Origin of the sequence: Paenibacillus sp. GCM10023250 (genome assembly GCF_042653205.1) — a bacterium.
Lineage (GTDB): Bacteria > Bacillota > Bacilli > Paenibacillales > Paenibacillaceae > Paenibacillus_Z.
The window spans coordinates 79,006-102,071 of sequence record NZ_JBHSHY010000014.1; the positions used below are offsets into that span (position 1 = coordinate 79,006).

22 protein-coding genes are annotated in these 23,066 nt (G+C 62.9%); 3 read left to right on the forward strand and 19 right to left on the reverse strand.

Annotated elements, in window-relative coordinates:
• Positions 1 to 40 precede the first annotated feature (40 nt).
• Both ACFPB1_RS13545 and ACFPB1_RS13550 read right to left on the reverse strand, forming a co-directional pair.
• The gene (locus ACFPB1_RS13545) at positions 41 to 1,147 is read right to left on the reverse strand and encodes a Gfo/Idh/MocA family protein (RefSeq protein ID WP_379226055.1); all 1,107 of its coding nucleotides are present in this window, start codon (positions 1,145 to 1,147) and stop codon (positions 41 to 43) included.
• A 134-nt stretch (positions 1,148 to 1,281) separates the two neighbouring features.
• Positions 1,282 to 2,349 carry a Gfo/Idh/MocA family protein gene (locus ACFPB1_RS13550; protein ID WP_379226058.1) on the reverse strand — a complete coding sequence of 356 codons (1,068 nt, stop codon included), beginning with the start codon at positions 2,347 to 2,349 and terminating at the stop codon, positions 1,282 to 1,284.
• Positions 2,350 to 2,623: 274 nt separating this feature from the next.
• Between ACFPB1_RS13550 and ACFPB1_RS13555 the strand changes: the two genes are divergently transcribed.
• Positions 2,624 to 2,770, forward strand: coding sequence for a hypothetical protein (locus ACFPB1_RS13555; protein WP_379226060.1), 147 nt, complete (start codon positions 2,624 to 2,626; stop codon positions 2,768 to 2,770).
• A gap of 156 nt (positions 2,771 to 2,926) precedes the next feature.
• Here ACFPB1_RS13555 and ACFPB1_RS13560 read toward each other — a convergent pair whose 3' ends face one another.
• The 4 genes from ACFPB1_RS13560 to ACFPB1_RS13575 all read right to left on the reverse strand — a co-directional run bounded on the left by ACFPB1_RS13560 (position 2,927) and on the right by ACFPB1_RS13575 (position 8,261).
• The gene (locus ACFPB1_RS13560; protein ID WP_379226062.1) at positions 2,927 to 4,330 is read right to left on the reverse strand and encodes an NAD-dependent malic enzyme; all 1,404 of its coding nucleotides are present in this window, start codon (positions 4,328 to 4,330) and stop codon (positions 2,927 to 2,929) included.
• A gap of 1 nt (position 4,331) precedes the next feature.
• Positions 4,332 to 5,582 carry a Glu/Leu/Phe/Val family dehydrogenase gene (locus ACFPB1_RS13565; protein ID WP_379226064.1) on the reverse strand — a complete coding sequence of 417 codons (1,251 nt, stop codon included), beginning with the start codon at positions 5,580 to 5,582 and terminating at the stop codon, positions 4,332 to 4,334.
• Between the two features lie 160 nt (positions 5,583 to 5,742).
• Entirely contained in the window at positions 5,743 to 7,317 is a 1,575-nt protein-coding gene (gene pruA / locus ACFPB1_RS13570) for an L-glutamate gamma-semialdehyde dehydrogenase (protein WP_379226066.1), read from the reverse strand.
• 26 nt (positions 7,318 to 7,343) lie between these two features.
• The gene (locus tag ACFPB1_RS13575) at positions 7,344 to 8,261 is read right to left on the reverse strand and encodes a proline dehydrogenase family protein (RefSeq protein WP_379226068.1); all 918 of its coding nucleotides are present in this window, start codon (positions 8,259 to 8,261) and stop codon (positions 7,344 to 7,346) included.
• Between the two features lie 216 nt (positions 8,262 to 8,477).
• Here ACFPB1_RS13575 and ACFPB1_RS13580 point away from each other — a divergent pair, with 216 nt between their 5' ends.
• A complete protein-coding gene (locus ACFPB1_RS13580; RefSeq protein WP_379226070.1) occupies positions 8,478 to 10,295 on the forward strand; it encodes a sigma-54 interaction domain-containing protein in 1,818 nt (605 codons plus the stop codon).
• 69 nt (positions 10,296 to 10,364) lie between these two features.
• On the opposite strand, the gene rocF (ACFPB1_RS13585) is transcribed toward ACFPB1_RS13580, so the two are convergent.
• The 11 genes from rocF (ACFPB1_RS13585) to ACFPB1_RS13635 all read right to left on the reverse strand — a co-directional run bounded on the left by rocF (ACFPB1_RS13585) (position 10,365) and on the right by ACFPB1_RS13635 (position 19,938).
• Positions 10,365 to 11,324, reverse strand: coding sequence for an arginase (gene rocF, locus ACFPB1_RS13585; protein WP_379226072.1), 960 nt, complete (start codon positions 11,322 to 11,324; stop codon positions 10,365 to 10,367).
• Between the two features lie 98 nt (positions 11,325 to 11,422).
• Positions 11,423 to 12,616 (reverse strand): ornithine--oxo-acid transaminase, encoded by a 1,194-nt coding sequence (locus tag ACFPB1_RS13590; RefSeq protein WP_379226074.1) that lies wholly within the window; start codon positions 12,614 to 12,616, stop codon positions 11,423 to 11,425.
• A 62-nt stretch (positions 12,617 to 12,678) separates the two neighbouring features.
• On the reverse strand, positions 12,679 to 13,590 hold the full coding sequence (rocF, locus tag ACFPB1_RS13595; RefSeq protein ID WP_379226076.1) for an arginase: 912 nt from the start codon (positions 13,588 to 13,590) through the stop codon (positions 12,679 to 12,681).
• 180 nt (positions 13,591 to 13,770) lie between these two features.
• Complete coding sequence (locus ACFPB1_RS13600; RefSeq protein WP_379226078.1) at positions 13,771 to 14,646, reverse strand: LysR family transcriptional regulator; 876 nt, start codon at positions 14,644 to 14,646, stop codon at positions 13,771 to 13,773.
• Positions 14,647 to 14,731: 85 nt separating this feature from the next.
• The gene (locus ACFPB1_RS13605; RefSeq protein WP_379226080.1) at positions 14,732 to 15,247 is read right to left on the reverse strand and encodes a DUF6886 family protein; all 516 of its coding nucleotides are present in this window, start codon (positions 15,245 to 15,247) and stop codon (positions 14,732 to 14,734) included.
• 64 nt (positions 15,248 to 15,311) lie between these two features.
• Positions 15,312 to 15,599, reverse strand: coding sequence for a HesB/YadR/YfhF family protein (locus tag ACFPB1_RS13610; RefSeq protein ID WP_379226082.1), 288 nt, complete (start codon positions 15,597 to 15,599; stop codon positions 15,312 to 15,314).
• 94 nt (positions 15,600 to 15,693) lie between these two features.
• On the reverse strand, positions 15,694 to 16,923 hold the full coding sequence (locus ACFPB1_RS13615; protein WP_379226084.1) for a D-alanyl-D-alanine carboxypeptidase family protein: 1,230 nt from the start codon (positions 16,921 to 16,923) through the stop codon (positions 15,694 to 15,696).
• A 428-nt stretch (positions 16,924 to 17,351) separates the two neighbouring features.
• A complete protein-coding gene (locus ACFPB1_RS13620; RefSeq protein WP_379226086.1) occupies positions 17,352 to 18,272 on the reverse strand; it encodes an aldo/keto reductase in 921 nt (306 codons plus the stop codon).
• A gap of 92 nt (positions 18,273 to 18,364) precedes the next feature.
• Positions 18,365 to 19,162 carry an MBL fold metallo-hydrolase gene (locus ACFPB1_RS13625; RefSeq protein ID WP_379226088.1) on the reverse strand — a complete coding sequence of 266 codons (798 nt, stop codon included), beginning with the start codon at positions 19,160 to 19,162 and terminating at the stop codon, positions 18,365 to 18,367.
• Between the two features lie 127 nt (positions 19,163 to 19,289).
• Complete coding sequence (locus ACFPB1_RS13630) at positions 19,290 to 19,712, reverse strand: SRPBCC family protein (RefSeq protein WP_379226090.1); 423 nt, start codon at positions 19,710 to 19,712, stop codon at positions 19,290 to 19,292.
• 73 nt (positions 19,713 to 19,785) lie between these two features.
• Positions 19,786 to 19,938: a hypothetical protein gene (locus tag ACFPB1_RS13635; protein WP_379226092.1), complete on the reverse strand. Its 153-nt coding sequence runs from the start codon at positions 19,936 to 19,938 to the stop codon at positions 19,786 to 19,788.
• A gap of 242 nt (positions 19,939 to 20,180) precedes the next feature.
• Between ACFPB1_RS13635 and ACFPB1_RS13640 the strand changes: the two genes are divergently transcribed.
• On the forward strand, positions 20,181 to 21,107 hold the full coding sequence (locus tag ACFPB1_RS13640) for a DMT family transporter (RefSeq protein ID WP_379226095.1): 927 nt from the start codon (positions 20,181 to 20,183) through the stop codon (positions 21,105 to 21,107).
• A gap of 127 nt (positions 21,108 to 21,234) precedes the next feature.
• Here the strand turns inward: ACFPB1_RS13640 and ACFPB1_RS13645 are convergent, their stop codons facing one another.
• Both ACFPB1_RS13645 and ACFPB1_RS13650 read right to left on the reverse strand, forming a co-directional pair.
• Positions 21,235 to 21,888, reverse strand: coding sequence for a hypothetical protein (locus tag ACFPB1_RS13645; RefSeq protein ID WP_379226097.1), 654 nt, complete (start codon positions 21,886 to 21,888; stop codon positions 21,235 to 21,237).
• A gap of 72 nt (positions 21,889 to 21,960) precedes the next feature.
• Positions 21,961 to 23,025 (reverse strand): M42 family metallopeptidase, encoded by a 1,065-nt coding sequence (locus ACFPB1_RS13650; RefSeq protein ID WP_379226099.1) that lies wholly within the window; start codon positions 23,023 to 23,025, stop codon positions 21,961 to 21,963.
• Between the last annotated feature and the right edge of the window lie 41 nt (positions 23,026 to 23,066).

Below are 23,066 nucleotides of genomic sequence, written 5' to 3' on the forward strand. Positions count from 1 at the left end.
ATGACCTCCTATAATGGGAAAAGTTCGGAATGAACGAAGCTTAGCGCATGAACAGCGGATCGCCGTGAAGCGGCGGCAGCGGATGCGGACGTACGAGCTCGCCGCCCCGTTCGTACGATTCGATGACCGCGAACGTGTACTCCAGCACGGCCAGCGCGTCGCGGCCGTTGGCGCGCAGCTGGTCGCGCGGTACGCCCGACGACACATCCTCGAGGAACGCGCGCAGCCGGTTGTTGAAGGTGCGTTCGAAGTTCGTCGTCCCGAAGTCCGTCACGACCGGCTCCGGCTGCTTGCTGATCGCCGGAATGCCCTTCTCAGCACGCCAGTAGGACAACTTCTCGACGCAGTTCTCGATGCAGAACGTCCCCTTCGAGCCGGCCATCTCGAGGCTCCACCAGCCGCCGAGGCCGTACGCCGCGTCGCCGCGCTGGCTGAGCAGGTAGCCGACGCCGCCGTTCGCGAACTTCATGTGGATGCTGTTGATCGAGACCATGACGTCGCCGGCGCTGCGGCGGAAGCCCGGCCGGTCGGAGAACGTCTGGATGTGCGTGATATCGCCGCAGAAGTGGCGGATGACGCTGAACGGGTGCGTCAGGAACGCCTTCATGTGGAAGTACGGATGGCCCTTCACCTTCGGGCTGCCGGCAAGGCCGTAATTGTCCACTCCGCCGTTGAAGCCCATCTTGGCCATGCAGTACACGAGCTCGCCGATGTCGCCGTTGTCGACGTACTGTTTCGCCTTGGCGGCCGGCTCCGTGAAGTAATGGTTCAGGTTGCAGCCGATGTAGACCTTCTGCTTCTCGGCGAACGCGACGAGCTCGCGCGCTTCGCGGACGTCATGGCAGATCGGCTTCTCGATGAGCACGTGCTTGCCGTAGCCGACCGCCTCCATCGCGGGTTCGAAATGCCAGCTGCCATTGTCGATGCCGCCCGTCGTGATGTCGACGACTTCGATGTCCGGCTCGTGCTCGATCATGTCCTTCAGGCTGTAATACGCCTTGACCCCGTATTTCTCCGCGGCCGCGTCGGCGCGCTCCTTCACGACGTCGCACACAGCGACCAGGTCCGCCAGCTCTTCCTCTTGATAGCAGGCGGCATGCAAATTCCCGATTCCGTTCAATCCGACCAATCCGATTTTTACCGGCATTATCGTCACTCCCATGTTTGGAATTGGATGATGTTGGATGATAGTGGATGATGAAACAGGTCTGTTCAAGTCGAGCCACTGCCGAGTCGATTCCATCTTTACCCTTCGGTCTTTGCTTGCAGATCGGTCACGCGCTACACGTCGTAGACGGCCGCGTCTTCGAGCGCGACCCGACGGCCTTCCCGCGAAGAGACGTACGTCGCCAGCACCATGCGCAGCACCGTCCGGCCTTCCTCGGCCGTCGCGATCGGGCCGCGCTCGCCCCGGAGGAAGCCGGCGAGCGGCTCCGCAAGGCCGCGGATGCGCTCGTAATGGCCCGGCGGCGAAGCGATGTCGCTGTCCATCCAGGCGTTCGCCGCCGGATCGAACCGGCGGAGCCCCGCGGCGCCGTCCGGCCGCGGCGCGTTGGCGCTCGGCGCGTCGCCGTAGTTTTGCACGACGGTGCCGCGCTCGGCGACGATCTCCGTCGTGTTCTGCGCCGCATGGCACGTGAACGAGCAGCAGATCTCGGCGACGGGCCCGTCGGCGTAGCGAAAGATCGCGATGCCGTTGTCGTTCGGAATGCGCGGATTGTACAGCGAGGCGATCTCCGCCGTGACGCTCTCCGGCTCGCCGAGCAGCCACAGGATGAAATCGGCGGCATGCGACGCGTCGTCCGCCCAAATATCGCGGTTGCTCGCCGGATCGGCGTGCCACGTATCCGCGAAGCCCGCGTTCAAGCCCGCGTTCAGGCCGTGGCGGCGGCGAACCATGAATGCTTGGCCCAAGGTCCCGTCCTGCAGCCATTGTTTCATCTGGACGTTCTGCGGGTCGACCCGCATCTGCCAGGCGAGCGTGAATGGCACGCCGTTTCGCCGGACGGCGCCGACGACGCGGTCCGCTTCGGCCATCGTCAGCGCGATCGGCTTCTGCAGAACGATCGCTTTGCCGGCCGCGGCGGCGAGCTCGACGAGCGCTGCGTGCCGCGACGTCTCCGCGGCGATGACGACCGCGCGGACGTCTTCCCGGGCGAGCAGCGCCGGCGCGTCCTCGTGCGCCTCCAAACCGTAAGCGCCAGCCGCCGCGGCCAGCCGCGCCGCGTCGTGATCCCAGCCGGCGACGACGCGGACGCCCAGCGCTGGCTTCTTCGTCCATTCCTCGCAATAGGCGTTGACGTGACCGTGCGCGAAGCCCAGTATGCCGACGCCGATCGTCTCGTTCATAGGCAACCTCCATAACGTAAGTAGCGGGCGAAATGAAGCGTTCGTCGCGGCGAGCGGCCTCATCCGACCCTATAGAAAACGTTTTCTTTCCTCATCATAGCGGTCCCTCCGCGGCGTTTCATGGCGGATCGGGACAATGCGTTCTCCGATGCGGACCGTTTTTCCGGCTCCGCGGGTCTGGCTGAATGCGCGCTCCGCGCTTTGGGGCATTCTAAGTAATGGCCGGCAGCCGTCGCGCAGGCCGGCTACGTCCGAGGAGTCAGGAGGGAATGACATGGGCCGTCATCAAATTCCCGGGTTACCCGGCAAAATGAAAGGCATGCGGACTCGCGACCGTCAAGCGGAGAACGACGTCGCCGGATCCACGGACCGCAACCGCAACCAGAAAGGCCATGTGCCGAACAGCCCGTCCACCGGCTGACCCGAAGCATCCGTAGGCAACGCGAAAAAGCCGCCGTCCTCCCGCAAGGAGAGGACGGCGGCTTGCCTAAGCGGCTTCGTTCGGCGGCGCCGCGAAGACGGCGGACCGGCCGGCCGAATCCATAGCCGGCGCATGAGCGGATGCGTCACCTGCTGCCTACCGGAAATCCGGCGGCGTCCGGCGCGCGACGTTGGTCAATATTGCGGCCTCGATGACCGCCCTGCGTACATACGTTACGACTTTTTCGTTGAAGATGCTCGGAATGATATATTGATCGTTCAATTCGTCCGCCGTCACGACGGAGGCGATCGCCCGTGCCGCAGCCAGCTTCATCGGCTCGTTGATCTCGCGCGCGCGGCAGTCGAGCGCCCCGCGGAACAGCCCCGGGAACACGAGCACGTTGTTGATCTGGTTCGGGAAATCGCTGCGGCCGGTCGCGAACACCGCGACATGGGGCAGCGCCTCCTCCGGCGCGATTTCCGGCTCGGGATTGGCCATCGCGAAGACGATCGCGCCCGGCTTCATCCGTTTCACGTCGTCCTCGTTCAGCAGCCGCGCGCGGGAGACGCCGATGAAGACGTCCGCGTCCGCGATCAGCTCCTTCAGCGTGCCGGGCACCGCTTCGACCTGCGGCTGGTCCGCGAGCCACTGCCACATCGGGTACGGATACGTGCCGCCGCGCACGATCGCGCCTTCCCGGTCGATCGGGACGAGATGGCGGACGCCTGCACCGAGCAGCATTTTACAGATCGAGACGCCCGCCGCGCCGATGCCGTTCACGACGACGCGGATGTTCTCCATCCGCTTGCCCACCACCTTGAGCGCGTTGATCAGCCCGGCGATCGTCACGACCGCGGTGCCGTGCTGGTCGTCGTGGAAGACCGGAATGTCCAGCTCCGCGTTCAGCCGGGTCTCAATCTCGAAGCAGCGCGGCGAGCCGATGTCCTCGAGATTGATGCCGCCGAAGATCGGGCTGATCGTCTTGATCGTCCGGATGATCTCCTCCGTATCCTTCGTGTCGAGGCAGATCGGGAACGCGTCGACGCCGGCGAGCTGCTTGAACAGCATCGCCTTGCCCTCCATGACCGGCGCCGCCGCGTGCGGGCCGATGTCGCCGAGGCCCAGCACCGCCGTGCCGTCCGAGACGACGGCGACCGTGTTGCGCTTGATCGTGAGCGAGTACGCCTTGCCGGGATCCTCCGCGATCGCACGGCACACCTTCGCGACGCCCGGCGTATACACCTTCGACAAATCGTCCCGGTTCTTGATCGGGAGCGTCGGCTGCACGGTGATCTTGCCGCCGAGATGGACGAGGAACGTCCGGTCGGACACGTTCACGACCTTGATCCCGTCCAAATTGCGCAGCGCCTCGACGACGGCCGTCTCCTTGTTGTCCTGCAGATCTACCGTGATGTCGCGGGTCGACGCATCGTGCCCCGGACGAATGACGTCGATAGACGTGATGTCGCCCCCGGCGCGGCTGATCGTCGCCGCCACGTCGCCGAAGCTGACCTTCCTGTGATCCAGCTCCAGCCGGAAAATAATGCTCGTTTGCGCCATCCTACACCCAGCCTCTCCACCGGACGGCCTCGGCCATCCGTTTAAGTCCGACCATGTACGCCGACAAGCGCATGTCGGTTTTCTTCGCGACCGACGCGTCATGGACGCTGCGGAACGCGTCGACGAGGATCTTGGTCAGCCGGTCGTTCACCTCGTCTTCGGTCCAATAATAGCCCTGATTATTTTGTACCCATTCGAAATACGACACAACCACGCCGCCGGCGCTCGCCAGCACGTCCGGGACGATCATGACGCCGCGCTGCGTCAGGATGTCCGTCGCGCCGGGGGTTGTCGGGCCGTTCGCCGCTTCTACGAGCAGCTTCGCCTGGATCCGATGGGCATTGTCTTCCGTGATTTGATTCTCGATGGCAGCCGGAATTAGGATATCGCATTCCTGCACCAATAATTCCTCGTTCGTGATCCGGTTCGGGAATAAATTGGTAATCGTGCCGAAGGAATCGCGCCGGTCGAGCAGCGAATCGATGTCGAGTCCGTTCGGATCGTACAGGGCGCCGACCGCGTCCGAGATGCCGACGATCGCCGCGCCGGCGTCGTGCAGGAATTTGGCCAGATAGCTACCAGCATTGCCGAAACCTTGAATAATAATGCGCGCGTTCGCGAGCGGAATGCCGAGCACGGCGGCCGCTTCCTTCAGCACGATCGTGACCCCGCGCGCAGTCGACGATTCGCGGCCGATCGAGCCGCCGAGCACGAGCGGCTTGCCCGTGATGAACCCGGGGGAATCGAACTCGCGAATGCGGGAATACTCGTCCATCATCCATGCCATGATCTGGGAGTTGGTGAATACGTCGGGGGCCGGAATGTCCTTCGTCGGGCCGACGAGCTGGCTGATCGCCCGCACGTAGCCGCGGCTCAGCCGCTCGAGCTCGCCGAACGACATTGTGCGCGGATCGCACTGGATGCCGCCTTTTCCGCCGCCGTACGGCAGGTTCGTGATGCCGCACTTGATGCTCATCCACATCGACAGCGCCTTCACTTCGTCCGCGGTGACGTCCGGATGAAAGCGAACGCCGCCCTTCGTCGGGCCGACCGCGTCGTTATGCTGCGCGCGGTAGCCGGTGAACACCTGGACCTTCCCGTCGTCCATCTTGACCGGAATGCGCACCGTGAGTAGGCGCAGCGGCTCCTTCAGCAGCTCGTAATACGACTCGTCGTAACCTAACTTCGCCAGCGCTTCCCTGATGACCTGCCGCGTGCCGCCGAGCACGTCCAACTTCTCCTTGATCAACATAGGCTTGAGATCCCCCTCGTAGGTTCGAACTCGATTTCGGCTTGCGTTTTGTCTTTGTTCGCCGTGTTGAACCGTGCACCGCGTTTATTCGTGTCAGCGCTTCCATCCTCGCGCGGAAAAGCGGCCCCCAACGCTTCGTTCTGGGGGCCGCGCAGCCTGCTTACGCTTTGCGGGACGTGAGCTTCGCCTGCGTGAAGAGCAGCAGGTAGTCGTAGCCGCCGGCTTTGGAATCCGTGCCGGACATATTGAAGCCGCCGAACGGATGCACGCCGACAAGCGCGCCGGTGCATTTGCGGTTGATGTACAGGTTGCCGCAGTGCACGGTTTCCAGCGCTTCGGCGATCCGGTCCTCGTCGGTGGAGAAATACGAGCCCGTCAGGCCGAATTCCGTATCGTTGTAGATGTCGATCGCTTCGCGCCAGTCCTTCGCCTTGGCGAGCGCCAGTACCGGCCCGAAAATCTCTTCCTGCATGATGCGTGCCTTCCTGTCGACGTCGCCGAACACGGTCGGCTGGATGTAATAGCCGTTGCCCGGCGCTTTGGAGCCTCCCGTCAGGAGCGTGCCTTCTCCCTTGCCGACTTCGATGTAGTCGAGGATGCGGGCATAGGAGACGTTGTCGATGACGGGGCCGGCGGCGAAATTATGCTCCGGCAGGCCGACCTGCAGCTGCTCTGTCAGCCGGACGACCCGCTCCGCGACCTCGTCGTAGACCGATTCCACGATGATGGCGCGGGAGCCTGCGGAGCACTTCTGCCCTTGGAAGCCGAACGCCGATGCCACGATGGCCGCCGCAGCTGCATCCAGATCGGCCGTCTCGTCGACGACGATGCCGTCCTTGCCGCCCATCTCCGCCACGACGCGCTTGATCCAGATCTGGCCCGGCGCCGTATCCGCCGCCAGCTTGTTGATGCGCAGCCCGACTTCCTTCGAGCCCGTGAAGCTGACGAAGCGCGTCTTCGGATGCGTCGTCAGGAAATCGCCGACTTCGGCGCCGCTGCCCGGAATGTAGTTGATGACGCCGGCCGGCAGGCCTACCTCTTCCATCAGTGCGACGAATTTATGGGCGATGACCGGCGTCGTCGAGGCCGGCTTCAGCAGGACGGTGTTGCCCGAGACGATCGCGGCCGTCGTCATGCCGACGCAGATCGCGAGCGGGAAGTTCCAAGGCGGGATGACGACCCCGACGCCGAGCGGAATGTACGTCAGCCGGTTGTCTTCGCCCGGAATCTTCGCGAGCGGCATCGTCTCGTCGATCGTGCTCAGGCGGATCATTTCGCGGGCGTAAAACTCCATGAAATCGATCGCCTCGGCCGTATCCACATCGGCCTCGACGTAGTTCTTGCCGGATTCGAGCAGCATCAGCGCCGAGAATTCGTGCTTGCGCTCGCGCATCAGCTGCGCCGCTTTGAACAGGTATTCCGCACGTTCGCGCGGCAGCACCTTTTTCCACGTCTCGAACGTCTCGAGCGCAACCTGCATCGCGCGTTCGGCGATATCGCGGTCCGCCTTGCTGACGTAGCCGATGACTTCGTCGACGTTCCCCGGATTGATCGACGTCATTTTCGCTTCCGTCTCGATCTTCTGGCCGCCGACGTTCAGCGGGTAGTTACGTCCCAGATCGGATTTGATCTTCGCGATCGCCTCCTTCATCGCCTCGACGTTCTCCGGCTTGCCGAAATCCGTGAAAGGTTCGTTCGCGTACGGCTTAATCTCGTTGATTGGCATTGTCGTCATAGCCATTCTCCTCTCCCACCCGGGATCTATTTTTTCAGCATGTTCTTCAGGACGAACCAGACGTTCGCGGGGCGTTCCGCCAGCCGCCGCATGAAATAACCGAACCAGTCGATGCCGTATGGCACGTAGACGCGGACGCGGTAACCTTCGTCGACGAGACGCTTCTGCAGATCCTCCCGAATGCCGTACAGCATCTGGAACTCGAAAATGTCCCGGCTAATCCCGTGCTGCTCGGCGAGCGATTTCGCATAGGCGACGATCGCTTCGTCGTGGCTCGCCACGGCGGCGTAGTTGCCGTTCAGCAGGTGCAGCCGGATGATCCGTTTCAAGTTCTCGTCGACGTCCTTCTTCTCGGGAAACGCGACGCTCGGCGACTCCTTGTACGCCCCTTTCACGAGCCGCAGGTTCGCCTGAAGGGCATTCAAATCTTGTACGTCCTGCTCCGTCCGGAACAGATACGCTTGCAGCACAATTCCCACGTTGTCGTATTCCCGCCGCAATTCGCGGTAAATATCGAGCGAAACCTGGCAGTGCGCGTAATCCTCCATATCGATGCGGACAAAATTGCCGTGCATCCGCGCGCGGTTCAGAATGCGCTTCATATGGCCGACGCACAGCTCCCGGTCGATATCGAGGCCGAGTGACGTCATTTTGAGCGACAGGTTCGACCGGACACCCGAATCCGCGATCGCGTCGAGCGTCTGCAGGCACATGTCCGCGGATTGCTCCGCCTCCTCCGCGCTGAACACGAATTCGCCAAGATGATCGAGCGTTGCCATCCGGCCCTCGTCGTTGAGCTTGCGCACGGCGTCGATCGCCTGCCGGATCGTTTCGCCGGCAACGAAGCGGCCCGCGCCGAAGCGCAGACCGTATTTCTTGGCCAAGCGGTTCGCGGAGCGGCTTTTGCCGAGCGTTTGGAACAGGTTTTTCAAAAGCAGGTCCATGCCGGCAAACCTCCAATGGTTTGTACATAGTTGTTCAATTTCCGATTCTAATTATACAATCAATTTCAATCACTGAACATATATTTGTCTAAAATTAATTGTTATTCACGGAAATGAACAAGTAAACACAGCTTCGAAAAACGCGGTTCGTTGAATCCGAACGGCTTTCATGGTAGATTACAGTCATACCTTACATAGATGCGGAGACGAACAAATATGTTCAACGTTGAACAGCTTTCCCTTCAAGGTCCCTTGACGGCGGCAGAACCCGCCGCGACGATCGGCGAGCTGCTCCCGGTCCTGAAGCGCGGGGAAGCCGTCGTTGTGCCATCCGGGCAGACCGGCGGGCCGCAAGCCGTCCTTCTGCTGCCGCCCGACGCCGCTTTCCTGGAGACGGTCTTCGCCGGCCAGCCCGCGGAGCCGGCGGCCTCGCTGCTGTCCGGTTCGCCGTACCTCTGCCGAGTGGTCCGGCTCGAGCCGGACCACTCGGCCGCCGAAGCCTTCTTGGCCTTGGAGGCCGAATCGCTCGGCGGAGGCAGAGCGCTGCTCGCGCAGCGGCCGGATGGCAGCTGGGCCGGTTATATCGCGGCGGACGCGCTGCTCGCCTTCGCGCTCGACGAGCGAAGGCGGTGGCAGGCGTACTTCGAGTCGCTGTCCGATACGGTCACCGACGCGGTAACGGTCGTGGACCGGAGCGGCGAGGTCATCTGCTGGAATCCGGTCGCCGAAGAGATCTACGCCCTGCCGCGCGAGGACATCGTCGGCAGGCGCATCGGCGAGCATTTCGAGACGGAAACGCTCATGGTACTCAAAATGCTCGACGAAGGTCGGCTCATCCGCAACGCCTACCACCGTCCGCGGAAAGGCACGCACGTGCTCATCAGCGCTTCGCCGGTCCGCGGCCCGAGAGGCGAGATCATCGGCGGCATCGCCGCCGAGCAGGACATTACGCAGCTCGTCAAGCTGAACGAGCAGCTGACGTCCGCGCATTCGCTCTCCCATCAATACAAGGCCGCCGATCCGGGCCTGTTCTCGTTCGCGAAAGGCCGCGGGCTCGCGCTCGGACGCGTCATGCAGTGGGCGAAGAAAGTCGCCGCCGCGGACACGCCGGTGCTGCTGCTCGGCGAAAGCGGAACCGGCAAGGAGCAGCTGGCCCAGATCATTCACGGCTACAGTCCGCGCGCAGGAGAAGCGTTCCTGACCGCGAACTGCGGCATCGTGCCCGCCGGCCTGCTGGAGACGGAGCTGTTCGGCTTCCGGGGCGGCGCGTTCACCGGCAGCGAAGGCGGCCAGCCGGGCCTGCTCGAGCAGGCCAAGGACGGCACGCTGTTCATTAACGAAATCGAACGGATGCCTCTCGAGCTGCAGGCGAAGCTGTACGGGTACCTCTCGCAGGAGACGTTCCGGCGGCTCGGCGGGAACCGGCCGATTGCCGCCCGCGCACGCATCGTCGCCGCGTCGACGGCCGACTTGGACGCACTGGTGCGCGAAGGCGTCTTCCGCGCGGACCTGTATTACGCGCTGAACGTCGTGTCCGTTACGCTGCCTCCGCTTCGCGAACGGCGGGAAGACATCCCCGCGATGCTGCAGATGTACTTGAAGCAATTCTCGCTGCAGTACCGGAAGCCGCTGCCGGCGCTGTCGCCGGAAGTCATGCTCGCTTTCGCGAACTACGACTGGCCGGGCAATATCCTGGAGCTGCGCAACGTCGTCGAGCGCTGCGCCATCCTGTGCGACGGCGATTACGTTACGATGGAGCAGCTCCCTCCGGCGCTGCAGGCGCGCCAGCCGAGCCTGGAAGCGGAGCCCCCCGCCGGAGCGGACACCGTCGATGACGCCGAGACGGGCGGCGCAGACGGATCCGCGGCCGCGGACCTTAAGCCGCTCAAAGCGAGCGCCAGCCCGTCGGAGGAGCTGCGGCTCATCCGCGATGCGCTCGCCCGGACGGCCGGCAACAAGAGCGCGGCCGCCAAGCGGCTCGGCATCTCCCGCGGCACGCTGTACAACAAGCTGAAGGAGCTCGGCCTCGAATAGCGTCCTCACGATAACAGCCGCTGCGCGCGCGATTCTCGGAATCGCGACAACGCTGCGGCTGTCGTTGGCTTACAGGATTCGTTTGCCCAGCAGGGAAGCGATCAGCCCAACCGCCAGCCGGGACGTGCGCCGGCTCTCGTCCAGCAGCGGGTTGACCTCCACCACGTCAATGGACGCCACGTGCCCCGTCTCCGCCAGCAGTTCGCAGGCGAAGTGCGCCTCCCGATACGTCAAGCCGCCCGGCACCTGCAGCGCGACGCCAGGCGCCTCGAGCGGATCGAGACAATCCGCAGAGAAGCTGACGTGGATGCCGTCAGTTCCTTCGCCGGCGATGGCGACCGCGCGGCGGATGACCGCCTCGATGCCCATCCGGTCGACTTCGTGCATCGTGAAGACTTCGATGCCTTCGGCGCGGATGAGCGCCCGCTCCTCCGGCTCGACGTCGCGCACGCCGATCAGCACGACGCGGCGCTTGTCGATGGCCGGGCCGTCCAGCCCGTCCGCGAAGTCGCGCGCGTCCGGCTTCGCGAGGCCGAGTGCCGCGGCCAAGGCCATGCTGCCTATGCCGCCAGTCGGGCTCGCCGCCTCCGTGTTCAGCCCGGCGTGCGCGTCGAAATAGATGACGCCCGCGCGCTTCCCGGCGGCGGCCAATCCCGCCAACACGCCGATCGTCACGCTGCGGTCGCCGCCGAGCACGAGCGGCAGCTCGCCGCGGCCCGCGGCGCCCGCGACCTCAGCCGCGACCCGCCTGCCCGTCTCCAGCACCACGGGCAGGTGCTTGGCCGCGCCGCGGCGATTCTCGTCCGCAGGCGCCCCGGCGTCCATCCCGCCTTCGATGTTCGACTCCGACGCTACGACGAAGTCGGTCTTGCGAAGCTGCCGGAGCAGCCCTGCCTGCAGCATCGATTCCGGCGCCGCTTCGCTGCCCGGCCTGCCGGTGCCCAAGCCGAACGGAACTTGGATCAGGCTCAGCTTCTTCGTCGATTCCGTCTCGCGCATCGTATCCGTCTCCCGCTTGGTTTCCGCCATCGTACTTACGCCACCTCTCACGCTTTTTTATTGTCGTCGTCTTAAGCTCTCCGCTTCTTCGCGGCTAGCAGACCGCAGCAACGCATCCGGAACGGCCGTCAGGCGAACAGCTGCGCGATCCGCTCGAACGCCCAGTCGAGCTGTTCCTTCTCGATCGTCAGCGGCGGCGCGAAGCGGATCGTCGTCTCGTGCGTTTCCTTGCACAAGAGGCCGAGCGTCTTCAGCCGCTCGCAGTACGGCCGCGCCTCTCCGTGCAGTTCCAGGCCGATGAATAGCCCGCGTCCGCGGATGTCCTTGATCGCCGGGCTGCCGATGCCGCGCAGCAAGTTGATGAAATACGTGCCCAGCTCGTCGGAGCGCTTCACCAGCTCCTCCTCCTCGAGCACATCCAGCGCCGCGACTGCGACCGCGCAGCCGAGCGGATTGCCGCCGAACGTCGACCCGTGCGAGCCCGGCTCGAACACGCCGAGCACCGCCGTGTCCGCCGCGACCGCCGAGATCGGGAACACGCCGCCGCCGAGCGCCTTGCCCAGGACGTACATGTCCGGGACGACGCCTTCCCAGTCGCACGCGAACACGCGGCCGGTGCGGCCGAAGCCCGTCTGGATCTCGTCGGCGACGAGCAAGACGTTATGGGCGCGGCAAAGCTCGCTTGCCGCTTTCAGATACCCGGCCGGCGGCATGACGATGCCGGCCTCGCCCTGGATCGGCTCCACGAGGAACGCCGCCGTATTAGGCGTGATCGCCGCCTGCAGCGCCTCCAGGTCGCCGTAAGGTACGATCCGGAAGCCCGGCGTGAACGGCCCGAAGCCCCGTTTGTACTCGTCGGAGGAGGAGAACGACGTCACGGTGACCGTCCGCCCGTGGAAATTGCCGTCGCAGACGATGATTTCCGCTTGGTCCTCCGGCACGCCCTTCACGTCGTACGCCCAGCGGCGGACCGCCTTGACCGCCGTTTCGACCGCCTCTGCACCCGTGTTCATCGGCAGAATCATATCTTTGCCCGTCAGACGGCTCAGCTTCTCGTAGAATTCGCCCAGCCGCTCGTTGTGGAACGCGCGGGACGTTAATGTAACCTTGTCGGCCTGCTCCTTCAATGCCTCCACGATGCGCGGATGGCGATGGCCGTGGTTCAGCGCGGAATACGCGCTCAGCATATCCATGTAGCGGTTGCCTTCGGGATCCTCGACCCATACGCCCTCCGCCTTCGCGATTACGATCGGCAGCGGATGATAGTTGCGCGCTCCGAAGCGCTCCGTCTGTTCAATGATGCGGGTTGTCTCGTTCGTCACCCCGTCACGCTCCTCTCAGTTCTGTCGTTTTTTTTCGCTCGCCCGGCTGTCGCCGGCCGGCCTTACAGGATTCGCTCGCCGAACGCCGAGCCGATCAGTTCCACCGCCGCCACGGCCGTCTTGTTATGGTGGTCCAGCATCGGGTTCACTTCCACGACCTCCACTGACACGAGCAGCTGCCGCTCATAGAGGAGCTCCATCGCGAAGTGGCATTCCCGGTATGACATGCCGCCTGTGACCGGCGTGCCGACGCCCGGCGCGTCCCCCGGATCCATGCTGTCCAGGTCGAGGCTGAGATGCACGCCGTCCGTGCCGTTCGAAACGATGTCCAGCGCGTCTTCCATGACCTGCTTCATGCCGTGCTTGTCGATGTCGTGCATCGTGAACACGTTGACGCCCTTCTCCTTCAGAAACGCCCGTTCACCGGGATCGATGGACCGCGCGCCGATGATGACGACGTTCTCAGGACGAAGCTTCACGTCCGCCCCGCCGATGGAGACGAGATCGGGATGGCCGTAGCCGAGCGCGGCCGCGAGCGACATGCCGTGGATGTTGCCGGACTCCGTCGTCTCCGCCGTGTTCACGTCGGTATGCGCATCGAACCAGATGACGCCGAGCCGCTTCACGTGCGACAGCACGCCTTTGATCGTGCCGATCGCGATGCTGTGGTCGCCTCCGAGCACGAGCGGAAACCGGCCTTTGCCCATTTCGGCCGCGACGGCGGCGTACAGCTCCTCGTTCACCCGCGCGATTTCGGATAAATATTTGAGCTTCTCGCCCGGCACCGGGGGCTGCAGCGTCCGATTCACCTGCAGGTCGCCCAAGTCTGCGACGGCGTAGCCGAGCGCTTGCAGCCGTTCATGAAGGCGAGCTCCCCGAATCGCGTCCGGCCCCAAATCCACGCCTTTGCGATCCGCACCATAATGCAGCGGTACGCCGATTACCGAGATGTCCGTTTTCTTTACCGCGTTCATATGCAGCACTCCTTCTTCAAACTGTCTTCCTAATTGTAGCATAGCGATTTTTGCGAAAAAAATTGAATAATCCAATGGTTACGATTAAAAATCGCAATGATGAGCGATGAACGCCGCCGCAGCGCGAATAACCCCCGCCGGCCGAAGCCGACAGGGGAAGCGTCTCGCGAAAAATCCGCGTCAGTCCCATTCCTTCCATATCCGCTGGACGATGTCCGCGAAAGAACGAATGTTTTGTTCTGCGCTCCTTTTCTTGAGAATGACCATATTCGTCTCAATCTTACGCGGAAACCGGTGAATCTCCGCAAGCGTTCCTTTGCGCAGCTCTTCTTCGACGAGGGCCGCCCCGAGCAGGGCAATCCCGGTGTTGTAGAGCACCGTGCGCTTGATCGTCTCGTCCGAGACGCATTCGATGTATTTGTCCGGCGCGAAGCCGTAGTCGAGCAGGCATTCGTTCACGAGCCGCTGAATGTTGGATCCGGACTTGTATGTGATGAACGGGTACGTCTCCAGCAATTCGGACAGCTCATGCCGCTCCATGAGCTCCGGCGTCGTCACGAGGACGAGATCCTCCCATCCGAGCGGCACGGTCTCCATCTGCGGCGAATTGCACGGCCCGGCGATGATGGCCAGATCCGCTTCATTCGCGGCGACCTTCTTCATAGCGTCGTTGCTGTCGCAAGAGAACAGCTGCAGCTTGACGTCGGGGTTCTCGGCAATGTACGAATGCAGGATGAGCGATAAGTATTGGGTGCAGTAAAATTCGGGCGCGGCCACGGTCAGGAGTCCGTGCGGATGCTCCAGCTTGCGAAGTTCGGCCTCCATCTCCTCCATCAGCGCGAACGTTTGGTCCACGTATTGCTTGACAAGCTTGCCGGCCGGCGTCAAAAACGTCTTTTTACCGCTTCGGCCGAGCAGCGTCACGCCGAGCTCCTGCTCGAGCGATTGCAGCTGCAGGCTGATCGTCGGCTGCGTATACCCGAGCCGGGCGGCGGCATGCGTCAGGTTGAGCGTGTCCGCGACGACCTGAAACGTCTTGTATTTTTTGAAATCCATGCTGCTTCACGTCCTTGCCGGCTTCATGGAACCATTATAGTGGGCATCCGCCCCCCAGGGCAAGGGCGGGCGTCCGCTCGCCGGTTCACGGCTCGGGCCGCGTGTTCGCCATGCGGATCATCGAGAAGTTCACCGTCGACGACGGAAGCGCGTCCTTGAGCGGATGGAGCGACGGCGTGACGCGGACTTCGATGCCGGCCGCCGCCAGCAAGCCGAGGCAGTCGTCCAGCCGCTCCAACGACGCCGGTTCGACCGCCTGGCGCGCGACGTAATAACCCGCGTTGCCGTCGTACGATTCGAACGGCCCGGGCTCGAACGCGTAGCGGTACAGCTTCACGTCCCGGATACGGTCCAGCCAGCAGGCCTCCACGGCGACGATATGGCTTGCATTGGAAAAGCCGAAGAACCGCTCCCGGTCCTCGGCGGTCGTCTCCGCTTCCGTCCAATAGCACACCCGAGGGCAGTCCCTCGGAAAATAATAGTTGTAAGCGCGGCGCTCGTCGATCGCCCATACCATGGGCGGCTCGTGCAGCCGGTAGGGCAGCTGCCGCGGGACGAACCGGCGGATGTCGGGATTTTCGCTGAAGTGGTACAGCTTCACGTCTGTCGCTCCGTTTCTCGGGCCGGGAATCTTCTCGCGCCGATTTAAGTAGTCGATTTCACATTCATTCGATATCCATCGAGATGTCGTCTTCCTGCTCCATGAACCGGATGATCAGCTCCCGGTCTTCCAGAAACCATAGATTGTCCGACTCCATATAAAACGTGATGCCTTCCACGACGTCCTTGATTCCCGGGTTCCGGGGGATGTCCTTCATCACGCCGAGCGAATAGCCCGGTTGAACGCTGCCGCTGCCGCCAAGCCTGACGAATATGCGCAAATGATCGCCGTCCGACAAATCCATTTCCCTAATATACCAACGTGCGGCCGACTGTTCCACCGATAGTTTCATCGCTACCATCTCCTCGTTTTGGATACGGTTACATGCTATATATACGCCGCCTGTGTCCGATTTACCTCTGCCCGGAAACATTTTCGGGCAGCCGCTAGAAGCTGCGTTCCCGCTCCAGCCGCTGACGTTTCGCGCGGATGGCCGCGATCAGGCCGAGGTAGATGAGCATGCCGATCCATACGACGAATATTTCCGCTTTCGTGACCGCTCCCGGCTCCGGCGCGCGCTTGTTGCCGTCCGCGTGAAGCGCCGCCGCCTTAACCGCGGGATAACGCGCCGCGATGGCCGCAAGCGACGGGACCGACGGCTGCAGCCGCCCTGCCTCGGCGTCGCCGAGCGAGGTTCGTACGGTCACCGTGCCGTCCGGCGCGACGGATACGGCCGGCGTCTCGCCCTTCGGCACCGCCGCGTACATTGGACCCGTCTGGACAAAATTCGCCTCGGCCGCGAGCGGATAGGCGGGATTCGCGGCCGATACCCGCTGCAGCTCGAACTGCCGGAACCCATAGTCCAGCAGCTTCGTCATGTCTTGGTACAGCAGCGACTTCGACGGCGATTTCAGCAGCACGCCGATCAGCTCCATGCCGTCTCGCTTCGCCGACGTGACGAGCGTGAAGCCGGCATCGCCCGTATAGCCGTTCTTGACGCCCGTCGTCCCTTCGTACTGGCCGAGCATTTCGTTATGGTTGATCAGCTCCGACTTCCACTCCTGGCCGTTCCAGGGCATGCGCCTCGTGCCGACGATCGTGCGGAACAGCTCGTTTTGCATCGCGTACCGCGTGATCTTCGCCATGTCCATCGCCGTCGTGTATTGCCGGGGGTCCGGCAGCCCGCTCGGATTGACGAAATGGGTATTCGCCGCGCCGATCTTGTCCTTCGCGAATTCGTTCATCCGCTCCGCGAACTTCGCCTTCGAGCCGTCGACGTACTCCGCGATGGCCGTCGCCGCGTCATTGCCGGAGTTCATGAGCATGCCGTAGAGCAAATTCAGCAGCGGCAGCTTCTCGCCTTCCGCCAAATAAACGCGCGTCCCGTCCTCGCCGCGCGCTTCCTTCGAGACCGTGACCGTCGCTGACATATCCCGCTCGTCCTCGATCGCGACGATGCCCGTAACGATCTTCGTGATGCTGGCCGGATATTCTTGCTTCTCCGCATTGCGCGCGTACAAGACGGTTCCCGTCTTGGCTTCGATCAGCACGGCCGCTTCGGAGGCCAGCTCGGGCCGCGCCTCGTCCGCCGTCTCCGCATGGACGGGAGAAGCCCATCCGACCGAAGCCAAAGCCAACAGCGCCGCCAGCCGGCGTGTCCATCCTAAAGCCTTCATGTACCGTCCTTCAACCTCCCCGCGTCTCGTAAATTGCCTGGTATCTACTAAACTACCACTCTGAACCAGAGATCAGCAATATTATTTTGCGGCTCCCGCTTGGATGGAAGTTTCTGCCATGAAGGCGCACAGGAGCTGCCTCGGCCGTTTCGCCGCGGGAACCGAAAAGCCCCCGGATGCCGCCGTTCCGGCCAAGACGCGGGTGCTGCCGGTCTCGCTCGCTGCTTGTCGATTCTGCTCGGCCTCAAGTGCCGCGAATACAAGAAAACCGCTCCCCTCGGGGAACGGTTTATCGTGATCGGCATCGTTCGTTTCGGGCCGGAAGCGCCTGCGACCCCCGCGGCATACACGGCTTGCGATGCACGCGGCGCTAGAAGCGCAAAGGGCGCTAGGGGCACAGCCCGCGAAATCGCTGCGCTTCCGTCCGATCAGCGGCTTACGTCCTGCGGATGGCCGTCCTCCAGCAGCGCGACCACGCTGGCGTTGGAGTTGACCTGCTCCGGGCTCTTGCAGCCCGGAATGACGGCCGTGACGGCCGGATGCTTCAGGCACCAGGCGAGCGCCCAGGCCGCCATGTCGACACCCTGCGGCACCTCTTCGGCCGCGATGCGCTGCACCTCCTCGAGCTTCTTGACGGTGCTCTCGCGGTCGTGCCGATGGCGGACGTCGGTCTTGTCGAAGACGGCGTCCGGCTTGTACTTCCCGCTCAAATACCCGCTCGCGAGCGGCACCCGCGCCAGCACGCCGAGGTCTTGGCGGATGCAGGACGGGAACACAGCCTCCTCAGGCACTTGATCCAGGCGGTTGTACACGACCTGGATCACCTCGGAGCCGACCCGTGTCGACGCGTCCGTCTGATGGACATTGGCATTGCTGCCGATGGACGTGCCGAGATGCCGGATTTTGCCGGCCTGCTTCTGTTCGTTCAGTACCGCCCACAGCTCGTCGTTGTCGAAGACCGCGTCCGGACCGGAATGGAATTGGTACAGGTCGACGTAATCGGTCTTGAGCGCCTTCAGCGACGCGTCCAGCTGGCGGACGACGTCCGCGGGCGAGAAATCGTCCGTTCGCGTGAACCGTTCGTGAAAATGGTGGCCGAACTTCGTCGCCACGATCCAGTCCTCGCGCTTGCGGCGGGACAAGTAGTCGCCGATCAGCGACTCCGACAGATGGTCGCCATAGCATTCCGCCGTATCGATCAGGTTAATGCCGAGCTCGGCGGCCCGGTCCAGGATCGCGTCGGCTTCGGCCTGCGCGAACTGCTGGCCCCATTCGCCGCCGAACTGCCACGTGCCGACGCCGATGACGGACACTTCGAGTCCCGTCCGTCCCAATTTGCGGTATTTCATCACTTATCGCTCCTCTCAATTATGCAAGCAGATCATTCGTAAAACTTAAGCCTCCGGCAAGCAGTCTCCCATCGGCCGCGCCAAGGCGGCGTTCAAATCTCGTTCGTCTTGACGTAGACCCACACTTCCCCAGGCTGGAAGATGTGATATTTCTGCCCGCGGAACCGGTTGAACAGCTCGCCGACGAAGCCGACGATGCCCTCGCTGTTGTTCATATACAGATCGAAATGCAGCGGCACGACGTAATCCATGCCGACGTCCGCCGCGAGCTCGGCCGCCTCGCGCGCGTTCATGTTGCCGTCGATGCTGCGCCGGTTGCGGAACAGGTCCCGCCCGTTGATCGGCAGCATGCCGATGTCGATCCGGAACGGCCTCAAGGCAGCGACTAGCACCTCGTCGACGAGCGTATCGCCGGCGTGGTAGATCGTAATGCCGTCCCAGTCGAACATATACCCAAGGAAGCGGTCCCAGCCCTCGGCGTCCACGATGCGCGTCTCGTGCCACGCCGGGATGGGATGAATCGTCAATCCGCCCTCGCACGGGAACGCCTCGCCGTGCCGCAGGCTGATGACGCGCTCCGCGGGAATGCCCTTCTCGACCAGGATGCGGGCGCAGACGTCCGGACCGGCGAACTTGCAGCCGGGCGAAGCCTCCGCGATGGCGCGCAGCGTGACGGGATCCAAATGATCGCCATGCTCGTGAGTGACGAGCACCAGGTTCAAGTCGGTCAGATCGCGGGGATCCACCGGCGGCGGGTAGGCGCGGACCCACTCGGTCGGCGGGCCGCCGGGCGCATCCGGCTTCAGGAACGGGTCGACGGCCAGTTTAAAGCCGTTGCGGCTCAGGATGACGCCGACTTGTCCAATGTATTGAATCGCAGCGGATAACATGGAACATTCCTCCTTTTCGTCCTATGTAAAGGGTACCAGAAAAACCCGCGGTCCGAAACCCACGGGTTTTCACAAGGAGGTCAAGCTCCGCCCGGCTTCGTGCTTGCCGGAAGGCAGCGCCGGCATGTCAAGCCTCGACGACGGCGCCGAGCTTGGCCGCTATGCCGACCCAGCCCTCGCCCATCCGTTCCCGCACGGCCGCGTGCGGCATATTGAATTCGGTCATGCCGTCCGCGCGCCAGCCGGCATGGACGAGCGTGCAGGCGGTCCGGTTATCGCCTTGGTCTTCGAGCAGAATCGTGACCGTCCATTCCGTCCCCCATTGGAACGCGATGCGCGACGGCGGCTCGATCTCCTTGACCACGCACGGCTGCATGCCGAACGGGCCCGCATCGATCCGAAATTCATGGCCGACGACGGGCGCGAAGTCGTTCGGCATGAACCAGGCGGCCAGTCCTTCCGACGTGGATATGGCGCGCCATACTTTGTCGATCGACGCGTTGAAGACCTGCGACACGCGCACATCCGGAAGCGCGTTAGGGGTATCCATGCTTAATTCCTCCTCTGATGCTTTTATGCTTGCGGTCCAAGCCGTTCATGATAAAAGGCAAGCGGACCGGCCGTTACCCGGTGCGGTCTCCGTTGTCCTTTTCCTTGTCCATACCGGAGTCTTCCCATCGCTTGGAATACGCTTTGTTGGTCACCCAGATCGTCATCCACGTCACGAGCACCGCGATGATCGCCGCGCACACCCACACTCCTGCCGGAACGCCCATTAGTCTCGTCTCCCCCTCGGCAGCCCGCCTTGCCGGAGCTGCCCGTCTTTTTTCAAAAAAAATGATAACAGACTTCGCCATGCATCACAAATGGCAACATTATGACGAATGCTGGGCCAGCCTGACGCGGTCCGCCGAATCGCGCTTCTTCTCTTGCCTGGACCAGCCCGGAGGTGCATAATGAAGGATGCCGAACTCCGTTCGACGCTCATTACAGCTAAGCCGCAGAAAGGACCATCATCGTGCAGTCATCTTCGCAATCCTCCAAACCCGCGATCTCGCCGGCCATCCCGCTTCTCGTCGGCATGCTCGCGATTTCCTTCGCGCCCATTCTAGTCCGCGCCTCGGACGCTCCCGTCTCCGTGCAGGGCATGTACCGGATGCTCTTTACGTTTCTGATCTTGCTCCCGTTCGGCGGCAAGCAGCTGAAGACGCTGACCGCGATCAGCCGGAAAGACTGGCTGCTGCTGATCGCAGCCGGCATCTTCCTCGCGCTTCATTTCCTGTTGTGGATGGCTTCGCTCACGTATACGTCGATTGCCAGCTCCACCATCCTGCTCGCGCTGGAGCCGGTCTTCGTCATGGTCGGCGCTTACTTCATATTCAAGGACCGGCCGTCCAAAATCGCCGTCGCCGGCATGCTCGTCGCGCTCGTCGGGGCGATCAGCATCGGCTCCGGGGACGTCGGGCTGTCGCAGCGCGCGTTCTTCGGCGACCTGCTCTCGTTCCTCGGCGCGCTGGCGGTCGCCATCAACATGCTGATCGCGAAGCAGCTCATGCGCCGGCTCCCGTCGTACTTGTACAGCCTCATCGTGTTCGGAATTACCGCGGCCTGCTTCGCCGGCTACAACTTCGCCTTGGGCATTCCCATGACCGGCTATCCCGCCAAGGAATGGCTCGTGTTTGCGCTGCTGGCCGTCGTGCCGACCGTGTTCGGGCATATGATTTTCAATTGGCTGCTGAAATATGTCAAACCGACGACGATCTCCATGACGGTGCTCGCCGAGCCCGTCGGGGCCAGCCTGCTTGCCATGCTGCTGTTCCGCGAGATGGTTACCGGCTTCCAGCTGTTCGGCGGCCTGCTGATCATCGTCGGCCTCGTCCTGTACATGCGCGCGGAGAAGCAGGAAGCCGCCGTAGCCGCCCCGGCCGATCCGCTGCAGGCGTAGCCTGGACGGCTTCCGCATTCGCCTCATTCGGCGAACAACGGGGGCAAGCTGAATGGAAACGAAGGATAACAACGAAAAAAGCCTGATCGCTCAGGCTTTTTTCTATGTCCGCTTAGCGGCACCGCAATTACGCTTCTAGTCCGTGCTCTTGACGAATGCGGTACAAGCCTTGGATCATTGGCTCGGCCGGATCGCGGTTGAGCAGGAAGTGCGCGATCAGCACGTGCAGCGGCAGCGCGCAGATATTGTTGCCGTCGGTGATGCCCGTGAACCCGGCTTCCAGTACCGGCCCGTGCTCCTCGTGCAAATCCAGGTCGATGTAGATCTGCTCGTTCGGGAACTCTTCGCGGACCGTCTTGGCGCAGTACGGCACGATGACGTTGTCGATCAGCGCCTTGGCTTCGTCCTCCGATTGCGGCGGCATCGGCAGCAGCTTGTCCTTGCCCTCGTTGCCTTCCATCAGCTCGAAGAAGAACGAAGACATCCACAGCGCCGGATCTTCGTTGTTTTGGAACGTATGCAGCAGCTCGCGCATGAAGAAGCCCGTCGCGTATTTGCCACCGTCCTTCGTTTCGATTTTGAAGGTAAAAATCGGTCCGTAAACCTCGTGATTCAACACTTGTCCGTCCACTTGCTCGTCTTCGAATTTGAAGCGGAGCGCCCGCAGGCCATTCTCATGCAGCGCTTGAACGACCTGCCGGAATTCGGCCTCCGAAACGTTTCCTTGTTCCTGCGTACCCTGCGTTTCGTTGGAATTGGATACGTTGTTCTCTGTCGTCATGTCGAATCACCCACTATTCATCATATAATGTCGGTTTTGCGGTTGTCCACTTGTAATTTTACGGGTAACGCTTCAGGCGCGCGGTTCGAACAAGTACGCCGCCAGCAGCGCGGCCGTATTCGCGACGGCGTCCGCGTGCGTCCGTTCCATGCCGTGCGACGCATGCACGCCCGGGCCGATCAGCGCGGCCCGGATATTGCTTCCGCCCCGCAGCGCGGCGGAAGCGTCGGAGCCGTAATGCGGGTACACGTCGACCGCGTGCGGAATCCCTTCGCGCTTCGCGAGGGCGATCAGCGCCGAGGTCATCGCGTAGTCGTACGGGCCGGTCGAATCCTTCGCGCAGATCGACACGTCGTATTCCGTCGCGGACAGGTCCTCGCCGAGCGCGCCCATGTCGACGGCGATCATCTCCGAGATGTCCGGAGGGATGTGCGAGCTGCCGTGGCCGACTTCCTCGTACGTCGAAATGATGATCTTCACGTCGCGCTCCGGCGTACGGCCTTCGCGCTTCATCCATTCGAGCAGCGTGAACAGCGCCGCCACGCTCGCCTTGTCGTCGAGATGCCGCGACTTGACGAGCCCGTTCGGCAGGATGCGCGTCCGCGGATCCCACGAGATGAAATCACCGACGCCGATGCCGAGCTTCAGGACGTCTTCCTTGTTCTTGACCGGCTCGTCGATACGGACCTCCATGTTCGCTTCGACCCGCTTCTGGTCGCGCGCGTCGTCGTAGACGTGGACGGAGGGCATCGTCGTCAGAACGGTGCCTTCGTAAGCGCGGCCGTCCCGCGTATGTACGAGGCAATATTCCCCTTCCACCGTCGCCATCGCGTAGCCGCCGACCGGCGTCATCCGCAGCATCCCGGACGGCTTGATCGAGCGGACCATGGCGCCGAGCGTGTCAACATGCGCGGTCAGCGCGATCGCGCCGTCAGTGCCGGGATTCGCGCCGCGAATCGCGATGATGCCGTTGCCCTTCGGCGTCCGCGTCATTTCATAGCCCAGCTTGGACGTTTCCGCTTCGATCACCTTCATGATCGCGTCGCAGAAGCCGCTCGGGCTCGGCGTGTTCAGCAGCCTTTCAAGCAATGTTAACATATAAGTGCGGTTGAGATTCGGTTGCAGTCGCTGCGTCATCGAATCGGACCCCTCCTTTCGGAATCTACTAACCTATAATA

Excerpts from the sequence above, each read along its gene's own strand:
- rocF (WP_379226076.1), bottom strand. The coding sequence starts at position 13,590 with ATGAACGCGGTAAAGAAAACGGACATCTCGGTAATCGGCGTACCGCTG.
- ACFPB1_RS13650 (WP_379226099.1), bottom strand. The coding sequence starts at position 23,025 with ATGACGCAGCGACTGCAACCGAATCTCAACCGCACTTATATGTTAACA.
- ACFPB1_RS13580 (WP_379226070.1), top strand. The coding sequence starts at position 8,478 with ATGTTCAACGTTGAACAGCTTTCCCTTCAAGGTCCCTTGACGGCGGCA.
- ACFPB1_RS13550 (WP_379226058.1), bottom strand. The coding sequence starts at position 2,349 with ATGAACGAGACGATCGGCGTCGGCATACTGGGCTTCGCGCACGGTCAC.
- ACFPB1_RS13600 (WP_379226078.1), bottom strand. The coding sequence starts at position 14,646 with ATGGATTTCAAAAAATACAAGACGTTTCAGGTCGTCGCGGACACGCTC.
- ACFPB1_RS13635 (WP_379226092.1), bottom strand. The coding sequence starts at position 19,938 with ATGGGCGTTCCGGCAGGAGTGTGGGTGTGCGCGGCGATCATCGCGGTG.
- ACFPB1_RS13545 (WP_379226055.1), bottom strand. The coding sequence starts at position 1,147 with ATGCCGGTAAAAATCGGATTGGTCGGATTGAACGGAATCGGGAATTTG.
- ACFPB1_RS13555 (WP_379226060.1), top strand. The coding sequence starts at position 2,624 with ATGGGCCGTCATCAAATTCCCGGGTTACCCGGCAAAATGAAAGGCATG.
- ACFPB1_RS13615 (WP_379226084.1), bottom strand. The coding sequence starts at position 16,923 with ATGAAGGCTTTAGGATGGACACGCCGGCTGGCGGCGCTGTTGGCTTTG.
- rocF (WP_379226072.1), bottom strand. The coding sequence starts at position 11,324 with ATGGCGGAAACCAAGCGGGAGACGGATACGATGCGCGAGACGGAATCG.
- ACFPB1_RS13575 (WP_379226068.1), bottom strand. The coding sequence starts at position 8,261 with ATGGACCTGCTTTTGAAAAACCTGTTCCAAACGCTCGGCAAAAGCCGC.
- ACFPB1_RS13630 (WP_379226090.1), bottom strand. The coding sequence starts at position 19,712 with ATGGATACCCCTAACGCGCTTCCGGATGTGCGCGTGTCGCAGGTCTTC.
- ACFPB1_RS13645 (WP_379226097.1), bottom strand. The coding sequence starts at position 21,888 with ATGACGACAGAGAACAACGTATCCAATTCCAACGAAACGCAGGGTACG.
- ACFPB1_RS13625 (WP_379226088.1), bottom strand. The coding sequence starts at position 19,162 with ATGTTATCCGCTGCGATTCAATACATTGGACAAGTCGGCGTCATCCTG.
- ACFPB1_RS13620 (WP_379226086.1), bottom strand. The coding sequence starts at position 18,272 with ATGAAATACCGCAAATTGGGACGGACGGGACTCGAAGTGTCCGTCATC.
- ACFPB1_RS13610 (WP_379226082.1), bottom strand. The coding sequence starts at position 15,599 with ATGAAACTATCGGTGGAACAGTCGGCCGCACGTTGGTATATTAGGGAA.
- pruA (WP_379226066.1), bottom strand. The coding sequence starts at position 7,317 with ATGACGACAATGCCAATCAACGAGATTAAGCCGTACGCGAACGAACCT.
- ACFPB1_RS13565 (WP_379226064.1), bottom strand. The coding sequence starts at position 5,582 with ATGTTGATCAAGGAGAAGTTGGACGTGCTCGGCGGCACGCGGCAGGTC.
- ACFPB1_RS13560 (WP_379226062.1), bottom strand. The coding sequence starts at position 4,330 with ATGGCGCAAACGAGCATTATTTTCCGGCTGGAGCTGGATCACAGGAAG.